Annotated in this window: 14 protein-coding genes and 1 pseudogene; 6 read left to right on the top strand and 9 right to left on the bottom strand. The window is 39.6% G+C overall.

The window, feature by feature from the left end; genetic code table 11:
• Positions 1–15: 15 nt before the first annotated feature.
• The gene (locus tag P3L37_RS21060) at positions 16–3,042 is read right to left on the bottom strand and encodes a Tn3 family transposase (RefSeq protein WP_316927676.1); all 3,027 of its coding nucleotides are present in this window, start codon (positions 3,040–3,042) and stop codon (positions 16–18) included.
• Positions 3,043–3,218: 176 nt separating this feature from the next.
• On the opposite strand from P3L37_RS21060, the gene P3L37_RS21055 reads away from it, so the two are divergent.
• From P3L37_RS21055 to P3L37_RS21045, 3 genes are all read left to right on the top strand, one after another.
• Positions 3,219–3,848 carry a recombinase family protein gene (locus P3L37_RS21055; protein ID WP_180359559.1) on the top strand — a complete coding sequence of 210 codons (630 nt, stop codon included), beginning with the start codon at positions 3,219–3,221 and terminating at the stop codon, positions 3,846–3,848.
• A 172-nt stretch (positions 3,849–4,020) separates the two neighbouring features.
• Positions 4,021–4,278 carry a type II toxin-antitoxin system RelB/DinJ family antitoxin gene (locus P3L37_RS21050; protein WP_140172930.1) on the top strand — a complete coding sequence of 86 codons (258 nt, stop codon included), beginning with the start codon at positions 4,021–4,023 and terminating at the stop codon, positions 4,276–4,278.
• Entirely contained in the window at positions 4,278–4,553 is a 276-nt protein-coding gene (locus tag P3L37_RS21045; RefSeq protein ID WP_140172931.1) for a type II toxin-antitoxin system YafQ family toxin, read from the top strand. Before P3L37_RS21050 ends, P3L37_RS21045 begins: the two co-directional genes overlap by 1 nt.
• 100 nt (positions 4,554–4,653) lie before the next feature.
• Here the strand turns inward: P3L37_RS21045 and P3L37_RS21040 are convergent.
• Together P3L37_RS21040 and P3L37_RS21035 are read right to left on the bottom strand one after the other, a co-directional pair.
• Positions 4,654–4,797: pseudogene (locus tag P3L37_RS21040) on the bottom strand (arylsulfatase regulator); the annotation flags it as partial.
• A 59-nt stretch (positions 4,798–4,856) separates the two neighbouring features.
• Positions 4,857–5,165, bottom strand: coding sequence for a hypothetical protein (locus P3L37_RS21035; protein WP_140172933.1), 309 nt, complete (start codon positions 5,163–5,165; stop codon positions 4,857–4,859).
• Positions 5,166–6,324: 1,159 nt separating this feature from the next.
• On the opposite strand from P3L37_RS21035, the gene P3L37_RS21030 reads away from it, so the two are divergent.
• The 3 genes from P3L37_RS21030 (at position 6,325) to P3L37_RS21020 (ending at position 7,354) form a co-directional block, all read left to right on the top strand.
• Complete coding sequence (locus P3L37_RS21030; protein ID WP_125894902.1) at positions 6,325–6,840, top strand: hypothetical protein; 516 nt, start codon at positions 6,325–6,327, stop codon at positions 6,838–6,840.
• Positions 6,841–6,923: 83 nt separating this feature from the next.
• Positions 6,924–7,079 (top strand): hypothetical protein, encoded by a 156-nt coding sequence (locus P3L37_RS21025; RefSeq protein ID WP_164529214.1) that lies wholly within the window; start codon positions 6,924–6,926, stop codon positions 7,077–7,079.
• On the top strand, positions 7,076–7,354 hold the full coding sequence (locus P3L37_RS21020) for a hypothetical protein (RefSeq protein ID WP_180359560.1): 279 nt from the start codon (positions 7,076–7,078) through the stop codon (positions 7,352–7,354). Before P3L37_RS21025 ends, P3L37_RS21020 begins: the two co-directional genes overlap by 4 nt.
• Positions 7,355–7,506: 152 nt before the next feature.
• Here P3L37_RS21020 and P3L37_RS21015 read toward each other — a convergent pair whose 3' ends face one another.
• From P3L37_RS21015 to P3L37_RS20990, 6 genes are all read right to left on the bottom strand, one after another.
• Positions 7,507–8,922 (bottom strand): UvrD-helicase domain-containing protein, encoded by a 1,416-nt coding sequence (locus P3L37_RS21015; RefSeq protein WP_094962749.1) that lies wholly within the window; start codon positions 8,920–8,922, stop codon positions 7,507–7,509.
• A 2-nt stretch (positions 8,923–8,924) separates the two neighbouring features.
• On the bottom strand, positions 8,925–10,655 hold the full coding sequence (locus P3L37_RS21010) for an ATP-dependent nuclease (RefSeq protein ID WP_140172934.1): 1,731 nt from the start codon (positions 10,653–10,655) through the stop codon (positions 8,925–8,927).
• Between the two features lie 186 nt (positions 10,656–10,841).
• Complete coding sequence (locus P3L37_RS21005) at positions 10,842–11,408, bottom strand: hypothetical protein (RefSeq protein WP_238789268.1); 567 nt, start codon at positions 11,406–11,408, stop codon at positions 10,842–10,844.
• 119 nt (positions 11,409–11,527) lie between these two features.
• The gene (locus tag P3L37_RS21000) at positions 11,528–12,148 is read right to left on the bottom strand and encodes a DUF2913 family protein (protein WP_140172935.1); all 621 of its coding nucleotides are present in this window, start codon (positions 12,146–12,148) and stop codon (positions 11,528–11,530) included.
• Positions 12,145–12,708, bottom strand: a complete 564-nt coding sequence (locus P3L37_RS20995) for a ProQ/FINO family protein (RefSeq protein ID WP_257468674.1) — start codon at positions 12,706–12,708, stop codon at positions 12,145–12,147. The genes P3L37_RS21000 and P3L37_RS20995 overlap by 4 nt, the downstream gene beginning before the upstream one ends.
• 706 nt (positions 12,709–13,414) lie before the next feature.
• Positions 13,415–14,353, bottom strand: coding sequence for a RepA family replication protein (locus tag P3L37_RS20990; RefSeq protein WP_140172940.1), 939 nt, complete (start codon positions 14,351–14,353; stop codon positions 13,415–13,417).

Raw genomic sequence — 14,353 nt, 5'->3', positions numbered from 1 at the left:
AATAATATTAATAGACTATGCCGCTAAGCTTAACGACTCTTCTGAAATAAGAGGATCTAAATTCTCCAGTAATCTTTCCAGTACAATATTATCTTTTTTAAGGCCAAAGGTGTAATTACCGGCCAGCTGTATATGCTGCCATGCGACAGGTGATAACTCAGCTATCATATTCACCGCTTCTTGATTATTTTCACGCGCAAATTTTTCAATCAAACTGGATAATAATGCAGAATTATAATAAATAATGCAGTTAGCAATGATACGAGCACAATCATTCCATTGTTCTATCTGGTAATCATCGCCACCTCTGAATTGATTACCATTAATTGACGCAATTGCACGCCGTAATTGATGGTAAGCCTCACCCCGATTAAGTGCTTGTTGGACAAACTGCCTGAGCATTTTGTCATCAACATAATCGAGAACGTATAAACACTTAATTATTCGGTCATATTCACGAAGAGCCGCTAAGGTGCGATTGTTTTTCTTACTGTTAGAAAGCTTAGTAATCACCGTGCTTTGTGTCGTCGTTTTACGGCTTAATGAACAAATTATCCATTGAATATTTTCCCACTCTTCTTGAATGAGTGATAAGTTGAGCGATTTTTTAAGTTTCAGGGAAAGGATTTCATCATACTCGATCTCAAACAATTCATTAAAAACGTGTTTAAATTTTGCGTATCGCGGGGCAAACTGATATCCAAAGAGATCAAGGATAGCAAAGTTTACGTTGTTAACGCCATGCGTGTCTGTTGCTAATGTTTTGGGCTGAATATGACTGGTATTATTATAGAGTAAATCGAATGCGTGGTGGGCCTCATATTCATTGGCTGAAATCACTTTCGTGTTTATTGGTATATGATTTGAAACTAATGTGAGTGCCGATACACCTTTCCCTTTTCGGAAGTATTTGGCAGAAAAACGGGCTTTAAATGTATTGATTCGGCAACCATGTTTTTGGCCATCAATGCTACCAAATGGGGCACTTTCGTTAATCGTATAATAGTTGAAAATGGGGAGTTTTGCTAAAGCATCAGATATCATATCATTAGCTTCACTCGTTGTTTCAGGTCTAATATACCCATCATTGACGGCTCTAAGCACACCGATGGCTCTATCTGATATTGATGACATATGATGAACACCATAGTTTGAGCCATTTCCAAATATGCAAGCGAGTAAATCACCCTCTTTGGCCTTAGTGTTTTTCTTTTTTGATGCGATATTTTTGAATGCATCTAAGTAACCCGTTTTTTGATGAACATAGTCCATAATTTCAATGATCCCCATATGTTGGAGCTGGTTATATATGGGATTATCAATATCATCTTTCCAGCGTTTATTCGCCAGTTTCCATGTTAACTGATTTGAACGTGGTTGAAGTGTCACGAAATCATTGGCTCCATCATGGATATTACGACCAATACGCTCCATTTGATCGCTCAATTTTTGCTTTAATTCCGAAAGCGTTTGTTCTATTGCCGTATTGAGCCGAGTTAATCCTGTTTTTTGAATGATAACATGGCTTTTTTTCCACTCGGAGGCTGAAATCAAATCATCGTCTAAACGCTTGTTATTTGCGCTTTCATTGATGTAAATATGATTACTCTCAATCATCCTAGCCACTTTTTGGTATAAATAGTATTCAAATCGTTGAGTATTAACCTGTTCATCTATCAAGATAAAAGGTTTATCGTTTTTTAATAGTAATCGCTGATCGGCGGTAGAAATGTGCTTATCTTTTTGAAGTTCTAATTTTGCTGTTAATAATTGGGAAGACAGCAGTTGTAATTCTGGTTCGCATTCGATATCAATAGCGAGAAAAAGTGATCTCATCGTATTCGCAATTTTTCTGTATTGTGTATCAATGTATAGCCACTCATAATGGGTTTTATCAAAACTATTCTTATTAAGATGTTGACTTATTAACTGAATTTCATCTTTAGAGATCATTGTAAATGCATTTTGGCGAATATCACCAAATTGCGTATTGTCACTGACGGTTTCATCAACAAATAGGTGTAAAATATTACCCGCATGCATTAACTTTTCACGAATAATTTCCAGTTCTTCTGCAATGCGTAACTTAGCTGAAGCACTCGCAGCTTCCCTTTGCTTTCTCGTCACATACAAAAAAGCCGTTACCAATTTATCATTAGTTTCTTGATAGCGAAAAAATAGATAACAAACCAGATATAACATGCCTTGCCATTCGGGAAATCGACGAATTTTATAAATCGATTGATGTTGAATAATCGATGCATAATAGCTTAAATTACCTAATGATAATCCCAATTCACCAACAAGACGTTTTACGTCGGGATACACACTTTTTATGGTGTTATGCGTTTCAATTTCACTTGCGAGCTCTGTAGGTGTAAAGTTTTTAGCTGCGCCTTGTTGGCCAGATAGACTATTTAAGACCCCTTTTGTATGCAGTATCTTCTTTAATTTTTTATGTATTATTGGTGGCACGCTATTTGACAGGATCAACTCCGTACGATGCCTCTCATTAGCTAAAACTGTGGTGATCATATTTTGCAAAGTGGAATAACCCACTAATCCAATTCTGTTTTGTCCTAAAAAAGCAAGGCATTCATCAAAAATATATTTTGGATATGTACAGATTGTTGCAACATCACTCAAACGCTCTATCAAGGCTTGTTTATCTCGTTTTAATAACCGCGAAAAACCCAGTATTTCATGCATTTTAGCAATCAATGTTGCTCGAGTGCTTTTAGCAATAAAGGGATATTTCGGTTTTCTATTTGGAAAATGTGTCGCATAAATATAGTCAACATCGTGTTTAACCTCTCGTAGTTTAAATTGAGCGACAACAGGCTTCGCGCGAAAATAACCAATCAGAAGAATTAAATATATTTTCGTTTCAATTTTTCCCATTTTAGCGAGGATTTTTTTGATACTCGGATCTAATGAAAAATATTCTTCACGCTCAATTTGATTAAATATTGGACGAGAATAGAGCTCATGAATTTCCTGTTCAGTCAAAATTTGAATACGGCCTGATTTAATCTCTTTCATTGTGGTTATGTTCTATCCTCTAAAAATAAACAACATCATATAATGGATGCGCGCGTAATCGATACAGAAGTGCAATTTAAGTCTACCTTAACTTCACTAAGTAAACTCTAGTGTAGTAAGTATGAAAAACCGATGTATAATGCACTGACATAACAACACCAATGTATAGTGCACCAATGAATACAAATACACGAATTTATGGGTATCTTCGCGCATCAACGCATGAGCAAGATGCGTCTAGAGCAAAAAAAGAACTACTTAGGTTTGTGGAAGGAATGGGGCTGCAAATTGCCTGCTGGTTTGAGGAGAATGAGTCGGGTGCTCAACTTCACCGACCAGAACTCTTCCGCTTGCTCAATGTGGCCATGGCAGGTGATATTATCTTAGTTGAACAAGTGGATAGAATTAGCCGCTTGAATACGGATGACTGGGAAAAATTAAAATATCTCATTGGACATAAAGGGCTAAAGATTGTGTCTTTAGATCTTCCAACCAGTTATCAATTTATGAGTAGCACTGATGCGTTTACAGAACGAATGCTCGCGGCTCTTAACGGTATGATGTTAGACATGCTGGCTGCAATTGCGAGAAAGGATTATGAGGATAGACGCCGTCGCCAAGCCCAAGGAGTGCAAAAAGCCAAACAAGAAGGAAAATATAAAGGTCGCCCGATCAATAAAATATTACACCAAAATATTAAAGGCTTGCTGATGGAAGGGAAAAGCTATAGTCAGATAGAAAACCTGATAGGTTGTTCAAGACATACGATTTCAAAGGTATCAAAATCGATGAAAGCAGCGAAATAAATGACTTATCCATAGTTATGATATCAATGTGTTACGAGCAAAATTTGGGCTTTTCGATGAAGTGGGCTAGCCCCCCTAAAAGAGCCCATAGTAAACATAAACTTCAAAAAAGCTTGATTTGTGGGCACATCAGGCACACAATAAAAGAGTGATAACACATGAGGATAATAATATGATTTCTGATACGACTGTTAAAGCTAGAATTTCTCAAGATGTCAAAGAACGAGCTGTATCTGCACTTGCAAAGATGGGCTTAAATACATCTGATCTTATCCGTATGGTTATGATTCGTGTTGCCGATGAAGGAAAACTACCATTTGATATCAAAACACCAAATGTTGTGACTAAAGAGGCAATTGAAGAATTAGAAAAAGGGAATGGAAAAGCATTTTCTTCAACCAATGCACTTTTCGATGATTTGGGGATCTGATGCTAACTCCTATTCGTTCTAGTGCTTTTAAGGCGGATGTTAAGCGACAAAAAAAAAGAGGGAAGGATTTAAACAAGCTAAAAGTATTAATTGAGTTACTAATAAAGGAAGAACAGATCCCTGCGGACTATGTAGACCACCCTTTAACAGGTAATTGGCGAGGATATAGAGATGCTCATATTGAAGGCGATTGGCTACTAATTTATAAAATTACTGGTCAAGAATTAAAGTTAGCGAGAACGGGTTCTCACCAAGATATTTTTAGCCAATATTAATCTACTTAACGGGGCATGAAGCACTCGTGTATAGGAAGTTACTGTAGTTCGACTATGGTTATGGGGTTCTACGCCGCGCCGGAATTTCCGGTCTACTATTTTAGCGGTCTTTCGGAACCTCGATAACACCATCAGCAATCCCCTGAGCCAGTCGCTCCATCCATTTCGCAAACCAAAAATATCCTGAATATTGCTGACAGAAGTAGTTCATCTGTACCTTTGATGTGCTGTCCATCACCAGCTTAACGTAGGATAATTTCCGTTTCCCAAGCGAACCCCTACTTATTTACCCTGCTTAGTGCTTCACTCCTCTGTCGATTTTTGCAACGTAATTAGAGTCGTATGCCCTCCAACAGAATGTTCTACAAAACCACCTTTGTCGAGATCATTAGTAGAATGGAACATATGTTCAATCTCAGAAACTTGGAGCTTAAATTTACCGCCTAAAGGATGAATAATCGTCTCAGCCAATGAAGCTAATTTGGGAAGGCTATTAGGGTTGACATGATCACCGACATGCAATGACATAAAAGGCTCAAAACTTTCAAAAATTTCTTCATGGTAAATATCACAACTACGATCATAAATCTGAAAAATTAGAAGATAGCGCATACAAACCTCATGAAAAAGTTAAGTAAGGTAAGAATACGCTAAGATAACAAAACTAAGGAAGAAGAAAAAGATTTTCAGGCTGGGCGTTTCAGGCAGCTTTTCCATCCCATTGCGCCATCTTGAGCGCTACTAAAGCCGCAAACGTAAATTTACCCAGCCAACGATTTTTTTCTTCAAAGGTAATTGAGGGATTGGGTGTCTTTGTCATACGGTTAGTGATTGGGGTTCCACGCCGGAACCGCCGAAAAATCCGACACCATTAATTTGATGTTTTTTTTATGCATATTTCTCATTGATGGGACCTTAATCGGGGTTTGAAGCCTAACCGTGCGGAAACGTACGTTAAGGAAGTAACTATATGATTTTAAGTCTATAAAGCCGTTATGTTGTCGAATAGATTTACTTTGATTACCGAGTTTATTAACGTCGGAAGTGTCTGAAACTGATGGATACTGCCATCAATGAAAAGAGTAAACAAAACCCTCGTTTTCTTTACTCGCCAAACCCGCTAAAAAAATAAACTTAGCGTACGATCTCGTACGGTTAGGCTTCAAACCCCTCATAACGCAGAATCGATTTTCTGTCCGTTTTTCGACTCTCAATGTTCGAGTGAAGTCTAATTTGCATTTTCACACTCTATCTAGATGTATTTAATCGCACGATTTCAATGAATTAGTGGACACATTGACTATAAATAAAAAATCACATTCCTTTTCGTCCAGGTCATCATGTCAGTCAAATCACGAAAAATGTTAACCCTATTCACCAAACGGGCATGGGATTAAACAAAATTGACACTCATTAATGTCTAAGTGACAAACAATTCAGGGGGCAGTGACAGGGTAGCTGCGATAACTGCCAACCATTCGGAAAACGTACACTAATTAGCGTACGTTTTCGTTCCATTGGCCCTCAGGAGCCAATGCAGCTCAATTTTACAAGGTTCATTAGGTGCGGATTCAGACGCCGTATAGATTCATGCAAGCCAACAATATCTTCAAAATCTGTGTTGCAAAAAAGGAGTGACCATAGATTCCTAGCCATGTACGGTAAAAATCCAACTCCATGTTATACTGTGCATTTTTAGATTAACATTGTATACCTTCAGTTAAGAAAGAGTTTTTCTAACACCATCTCACTTATTGGGATAAATAAAATTATGCTTAAACCTAACATATCAATTAGTTATATTTTATTTTCGATGTTTTTTTTTCCTTCAATAGTATTAAGTAAAAACACATCAATTATTGACTCTCAACTATTCGGTGACATCAGCAAGTACATAGATACACCAAAAGCCACCTATTATGCAGCACCATCAATTCAAGATTTGGTCAAAATTTGTAATAATGGAGCCCAAAAAGGTTCAAGCAACGAATACTCTCACTGTTTGGGATTTTTGGAAGCGGCGCAGCAGTACGTAACAAAAGGAACAGGGAACTGTCCATCCATCTCATTAAAAGATATTCTTGATAACATCAAATATCAGATTGATAAGTATGAAGAAATAAATACGACAAAGAGATGGGTTTATGACAATAAAAATAAAACAAAATTTGAAGTAACAAGCCTAAAACCAAATTATATTAATCCATGGCAACAACCAGCATTTCCATTTATTACTGATGCACTTATAGAACTAGGATGTAAAAAACCTTCGAATACAACACAATAAATTCTACATTATTCTATGCTATAAATAAATCAGAATGGGTTCTACGCAGGAATCCCATTCTATACCCACCACGGCATTTTAAGATGATCCGCTATTACGATTTTTTAGCCAATCGCAAACGTGAGCGTTTATTACCTAAAGTGTATGACGCTGTAGATATGATACATCCTAACGTGATAGCAACAACGTATAGTGTGGCAAATTTTCATCGAACTGACCACAAAGATGGTGCTGTTTGATTACTTCACTAAATTGTTTTCTCTCCCCAAGCACCCAAAACTCTACTGAGTTAACCTGTTTCCCCTCATCACTGAACCCCGCTATTAAAGCAGATCCGAGCTTGCATGCTAATATTATCAATAATATCGAAGAGTTTGCAGAGAGCATGAGGAATAGCTTAGGTGAAGTCGATGAAGAGGATATTAGTGCTTATGCACACAGTGTAGCCGACAGCATGGAAGAATTTCTACCTTTAACAGAGGATGAAATTAATAGCATTGAATTTATGAAATAAAGAAATTAAAAATAAGCTTAATATTCAGTTGATTAGTATGTTGAATATTAAGTTTTTAATTTTAACAAACCATTATAACGCTATGTTTTTAAAAGCGTTTTAAGAATCAATCAGACAAACCGTTCTTTAAGTCAAAACACCCCATTAAATGGTTATGGGCCAATCAGGTTGCTTTGAGAAAAAACAGTTGTTGATTTTGCCCCTCTTGATAAAGCAACGTATAGATGTTGTGCATTCATGTTATCAGCGTTAAGAATTAGTGAATGATCACACTCTAGCCCTTTCAGTAGCAGTGTCGATCCAATTGCGCGGCGAGATATTCGTCGATCGCCATGTAGCCTGAGTTGCTCACGAATTGATGAAGCGGCGTCCAATATGGTCTGGTCAGGCATAGAGCTTGAAAGTGAAATAGTGTCTTTCAGCGCTGAAAATGCAGCCTTGCGATAAACTTTAGCTCCTTGTTTAGACTCTAATTGCAGCAAAGCCGTCAGAATATTATTGCGAGAGCTATTCTGGAGAACATTGAGGAGAGCAGTCTCCAGTGAAGTGATAGGTATTCGACTTCTCCCTGCTTGAATAGTGCGTAATCTTTGTAGGGTCTGTGGCCTTTGCACATTGGTCATCATCTCACCCGAGTAGGTAAGAATGGCATCAACCAAATCTATGCCTTGCGCACTATCAAAAGAGCGAGCAGCATTAGCTACATCGTCGAGTTGCACTGGCTCAACGACATCAATATTCCTACTACTTTGAGCATATTTATGCCTAGATCTTGCATTTATTGAATCACCGATTACGAGCAAAGATTCATTTTGAGCTCTATTAAAAATATCATATTGAGCAGCTTGTTGAGCTTGTAAGTCAGTGCTTGCAACACCGGACAATGGCTTGTGGTGAACATAACCAGGGCATGTCGAAAGATCTATTTTATTACCTTGGATCAATATATTTCGGCAATCGAGTACCCACTGTCCAAGACCATGGGAACCAGCATTATTCCACCTCCATGGTACTGTTAATTCATGTATTTGAGGAAACCTTGCTTGAACCTCTGTGTTCCAGTCAGGCATCCTTCCTGCGAAGTTAAATATACACTGCATCGGATCGCCGAAAACTGTCGTCGGAATTAATGACGATAGCTCTGTTACTACCTGATGTTGCACCAAGTTACAGTCTTGGTACTCATCAACAAGTAGTCGTGAATATGATGCTCTTAGAATGTCGTTTACGTTCCCATTTTGGAGTAACGCAAGAACACTTCTTCTTAACTCTGGATAGAATGCCTTTGGATTTTCAGGAGAGGTTTGTATAGGACATGAAACAGGAAAGTTTTTTGCTAATTTCAAAGCCCAACCATCTATTGTTGTAACAAAGAAGTTCTTTGTTGGGACAGATAATTTTTTCAACCTTAGTTTTAGAGCGGCTACACCTGCCGTCGTATGAGTTAAGACAAGATATGGCTTGTTTGGTTTTATCACCAGAGTATCAGTGATCAACTGGGTTTTACCGCACCCTGCCGGAGCCACTATAGAGCCAACATCATTATCGAAAATTGCTTCTATGCTCATTATCAATCACCTTGCTCTAGAGCCCATCGAAACAGTTGGTTAGTCGTAGTTGTGAGAGCTTCTGAAAATTGAGCATAATTGGGAGCAATCACATTCCGTGCAAACGTTTCTGCTGGTTCGATATCTTTGAACCATGACTTTTTTTTTGCAGCTTTGGCTAAAATCGCTCGATAACTCTCTTGAAAGTGATTTAGACAAACATCAAGCGTTATTTGGTTTTGTGAGTGAGCAATAATATGGTCTTCGATTGCTGCTTGGCCTTTTCGCTGAATTGCAATAGCCAGTAATTGAGGAATCACCTGAGCCGGACAAGCCATAAAAAGCACATCTTCAGTTGCAGAATTATTACCCCACTCATAGATAGCGATGCCTTTACTCGCAGCCAGTTGAGAAGGTCCTACATGTTCCTGAGCTTTGTCTGAGTCTTTAAATATGGCGGTGGGATAACCTAATTGAGCAAAAATTTCCGCTCTTACGAACATGCTATCTCCACCGCCATCGGCACAATGGACACCACATGCGTTAATACTACGGTAATTCGTGCTTTGATTGTGAAGATCAATTCCTCGAACATATCCAATTTCTGTTTTACCTTCACAAACGATTACAGCTTTACTGAAGAATGATTCAGCGCAAGCACGCAAAGTCGATTGTTGCTCATCGTTTCCTTCAAGGCTATGAAGTTTATGAGATTCTTGGGTATTACCAAAAACTTGAGTAGCTAAAGATACTTTTCTTAATACATTTAATTGTTGAGCCTGTAGCTCTCGGAGAACATATGGTGAATGTGTAGTAATGAACACCTGCTGAGTTGGCTGTGTATCTTTGGAACCTAACTCATTTAGCAAACGAGTTATTCTATATGGTTCTAGCCCATATTCTGCTTCATCAACTAAAATAATGTTTGATTTGCTTGCAGCCTTTTGTAACCCACTAATAAGCAATCTAGATGAGCCAGTGCCTAGTTGACGTAAAGGGGTATTGTCATCATTGTGAAGGCTTATAGCGCCGTTTGAAAGGGATACTCCATTGACATCTAATAGCGCTTTAAGTTTACCGACTGGTACTCCCAATCCATTTGCGATTTTTTGTACTTTTAATAGAACATCATTAACACCATCAACTTGCTGATCTGCGAAGTGTTGTCTAGTTTGTCTTCCTAATTCTGCAAGTGTTGCTGAAACATCGAGGGTATCTTCTGAGAGTTTATTGAGGATAGAGCTGTTACCCCAAGCGAGGTGTTGATATGTAGTAGTTCCAAGTCTAGCTGGGCTTAGTAACTCTTTATGCTTCCATTGCAGACGCTTCTCTAAACCTTCACTTTCTGCTCTTTCTGAGTACAAGCGCCAGTCTGGGTATAAATCCTGATCAACTATTAGTTTAATGGTAAGAACTGTTTCATCACCCGGTTGTGGTTCATCGTGTATTTCAAGTGATGTGTGGTTAAAACCACGAAGAAAAAAGCCGTATTTATCAATATTCATGAGCTCACCATCTAGGCAACCGATAGTGACTGTTATCACGATAGGCTCTTGAGTATTTAGACCATGAAAATCAGCATCAGTAAAATTATAACTTCGTCTCGCTCCGAGCGCTAAGTCTATAGCATCTAGAATTGTGGATTTTCCCGTGTCACCTGGGCCAATTATACAGTTAAGCCCAGGTTTTGGATGCCACTTAAACTCTTTTATGCTTCTAAAATTCTGTATTGTTATTGCTCTTATTACTGACATCTTTTAGCCTCTTAAAAATGGGAACGCATTTTTCTTTACCACTGTAGTTTTTAAACTTGTTGGAACTAGAGTTGATATCAATTTGTATATAACATAACCTTAACGTAGGATATTTTCTGTTTTCCAAGCGGGCCCCAATTAGTGGAACTAAAAACTCGGAAATCCTAACATCATATCTATCAAAATTTAGAATTTTAGCGCTTTCAATCGTTTTGCAGCCGCTATAAATTCTTTAGACTGTTTTTCATCTACGACAACAGGCACAAATCTGCGCTTATATAATTGCATCAATAGAAGAGTTCTGTGACGGCCATCAAAAACACCAAACTCATCATTTAACCCTTCAGGATAAGTTACATTCCCTTGGGCTATGTAAGTTTTAATTCTGTGCCAACGGCGAGGGTCTATACAAAAAGCACCTTTCCCAAGGTTTTTTAAAAAAAGAAGCCCGTCTACTTCTATTATTATTGGTTTTTTCTGATGTTGAAGAGGAAGTTTAGCTATATGTTCAGGCTTGAGTAGCGATGGTAATTCGAAATTAATTTCCTCAAAAGGTGGGTATGAAAAATTAGACATATCTTGAGGAATTTCTTCAAATGAATTGAATTGAAATTTTGTCATATATGTATCTAAACGTTCAATATCCATTTTAGAAAACCAATTAATATCTGGAGAAAAATTTTTTTCTCGCTCTCTAATCATTTTGATTTTTTCACCAAAACAGTCGTTTAAGCTTATGTTGATTTTTCTCATGGAGTATATCCTTTTTTAGCTTAAATTTCGAACAACTGAGTCTCATAGGGACTAAAGCCTAACTATACACAAACTGTGCGTTAAGTGTATTTTTGAGAAAAACTCTGCAAATCCATACCCTACAGTAAGAACAACAACGTATAGTGTGGCAAATTTTCATCGAACTGACCGCAAAGATGGTGTTGTTTGAAGACTTCGCTAAATTGTTTTTTATCACCCAGCACCCAAAACGCCACCGAGTCTATCTGTTTTCCTTCATCACTGAATCCAGTGGTTAAAGCAGAGGCAGTAACATAGAAGGTGGGAATTGCAGTGACTATCGGCTTTTTCGCAATCAGTTTTTGCCAGCGGTCTTCACTGAGTACCACACTGTCCCAGCCCAAATCTTTAAGCAGCTCGGTCGCGTAGGTTAAACGAAACAAATCACTTTGCCTGGTAATATCACAACAACACGAACGCCACAGATATTCTAACCGTGATTTTAATTTTGAGGTCATTAGCCATTGTTGGCCAAGGTGAATGAGCCATTCAAAATCATGAACGACACAACGATGAAACCGTTTTTGTTTCAGGGCCGTTTGTAGCCAGCGAAGCAGAAAAAGATTTTCGGACTGGGCGTTTCGGGCAGCTTTTCCATCCCACTGCGCCAGCTTGAGCGCGACTAAAGCGGAAAAGGCTAATTTACCTAACCAATGATTTTTTTCTTCAACAGAAATCGGGGGATTTATTACTTTTGTCATGTGTGTCGTGATTGTTGTTTAGCGAGTCTTTGTATGCGTTTTAACGTATCGGCCACATCCGATTCCGTGACAGCCCCGTTAGGTTGGCCGTCTTTATCATAACGTACTGCACCAGGCATAATCGTCGTGCGGTATTTGACACTGTGACTAATGGCCGCCAGGCTGCGTTTCAATTTTTTATATGAAATAGGCAGTTCACGGACTTTTTTGTCCGCAAATAAGGCCTCTCGTGTCCCCACTGCCATGGGTCGAAGTTGTCCATCGGGAAAGAGTTGTGGCCAATAGGCTGAAATATTGGCAATCGCCTCCTCTAACGGCAGATGTTGTTTTGGTGGCGTTGGAGGAATGACTTTCTTTTCTAACGGGATGACAACCGCTTTCTGTTTTTTCGCAGGGGTTACTTTTTTAGTCGATTGAGTTGGCGCTGTTTTGGCGGGTTTATGGGGTTTACGCTGTGTGTTAACCACCACCTGTTTACGGCGACGTTGAATAACCGGTTCAGTACTTTCCGAGTCTTTTTCTATCGCCGGACGTTTTAACGTCAGTGTTTTGCGTTCCATTCCAACCTCACACCAAAATCGTGTTTATCATCAATGCATTAATCGCAGATTATCATGAAATTTAACCGAAATCACCCGCCCGTAGGGCTGTAGACGGCAGAAATAGTCACAAAGAACGAATAGTGGTTAGGGCCGTCGAGACCCGCGTGAGCGGTTACGTGCTGTTTAATCCCCCAATCTACCCCCTGTCCTGGTTGAGCCGATTGAAACTAACACCGTCATTTTGCGTATTTGACCCTTTGAAAAACGCAGTGAGACGGGCAAGAGGCGTAGCCTCGATGAACGGCTGTAGCTGCGCGTTAAGGTGGCCAAAGGCCAGCTTTACGGGGGCAATGGCACGATATTGACACCGTAATCTGAGCGACAGCCATTTATGGCTTGTAAGCGAAGGCTTTATTGGGTTTATCTCTTTAGAGTGTGCGGCTTGAAAAAGCAGAGCCGCAACTCCTTTTATTAAAAAGGACGTTTAGTTCAGAACCTAAAAACGAATTTAACTTTAAAACCCCAAACTGATTCGAAGTTAATTGCAGAGAATAAACCCATTCGAAGTTAATGGGGTAAATATCCAACGAAAATAGTCGAGGTGTCATCGTTGAGATGAATGGAGAGATTAGAACAACGAATTTCCTGTTCAAAAAACAGGCTATCCAGATTTGGGGCGAACGAAACCACCGCCAGTCAAGGCGGTAAATTTAGGGGGGGGGAATTAGGCGTCGGGTAGGTGTTCCAGATAATGCAGGTAAATGGCCTGCCCTTGAACACTCGGATACAAGGCTTTCATTTTCCGCTCAAAGGCCATGACGGCCGCAATAGGCTGCGTCACCTTCCAGGCTTCAAAGCGACGCCAGGCGGCATGCTCTTGACTTTCAGGCGCACGCGTACTTTGGGCTAAGGCTTTCTTTTCCTTCAGCGCTTTGGCTAAATGTTTTTTCTCTTGTTTCAGGGCTTCATCTTTCCCAACCACAAGGGTTTTGAGCTTGTTGAGCAGGTTGCGAAGTTTGTGCTTAGTGTCCAGTGACGCCACATTCGCACGCGCAAGTCGCAAGACATGTTGGGCGTAGCGTTTTTGGTAGCTCTCTTTTAATCCCTTTTTTTCCATCCAACGGCTAAAGCTGGCGACCACTTCCCGCAGCTCTAATGCGGAAAATCCGAGTCCATGGAAAAATTCAGGGCGTATCCAAATACGCATCGCTTTGTATTGCTTCGCCTCGACATCAAAATCGCGGTCAATGACAATCAGGTTGGCTTGTTCCCAGTCGCGCAAGGCATGCAGTATCGGGTCGTAACTTTTACGACCACTGTCATAGCGATACAGCTGTCCACATAACTCCGCCAACTTCTCCACGGAGCACATTACTTCGAACAACGCATCACTTTCAGGGTTGTAATCCGCATAGGCGATCATGGCCATCGCTAATGCATCAAAGGTTTCTCGACGCTCTGAACGCACCGATATCCGCTGCTTTCGGCTATATCGCAGTTGGTAAATATGGGGGTTGCGGTTCCAATCGTGACGCTTTAATGCGGCTGCAAAGCGACGCACAGGCACTAATTTCGGTAATTGCCCTAAAAATTTTGGCGCATAATGCCGATGAATTTTACCGACGGAACAAGGGATTGCAGGAATTGAGATCCCATTAGACAT

Source organism: Providencia sp. PROV114 (assembly GCF_032704305.1).
Classification (GTDB): domain Bacteria; phylum Pseudomonadota; class Gammaproteobacteria; order Enterobacterales; family Enterobacteriaceae; genus Providencia; species Providencia rettgeri.
The sequence above is the reverse complement of the archived record's forward strand: the minus strand, read 5'-3'. Positions and strand labels throughout refer to the sequence as shown.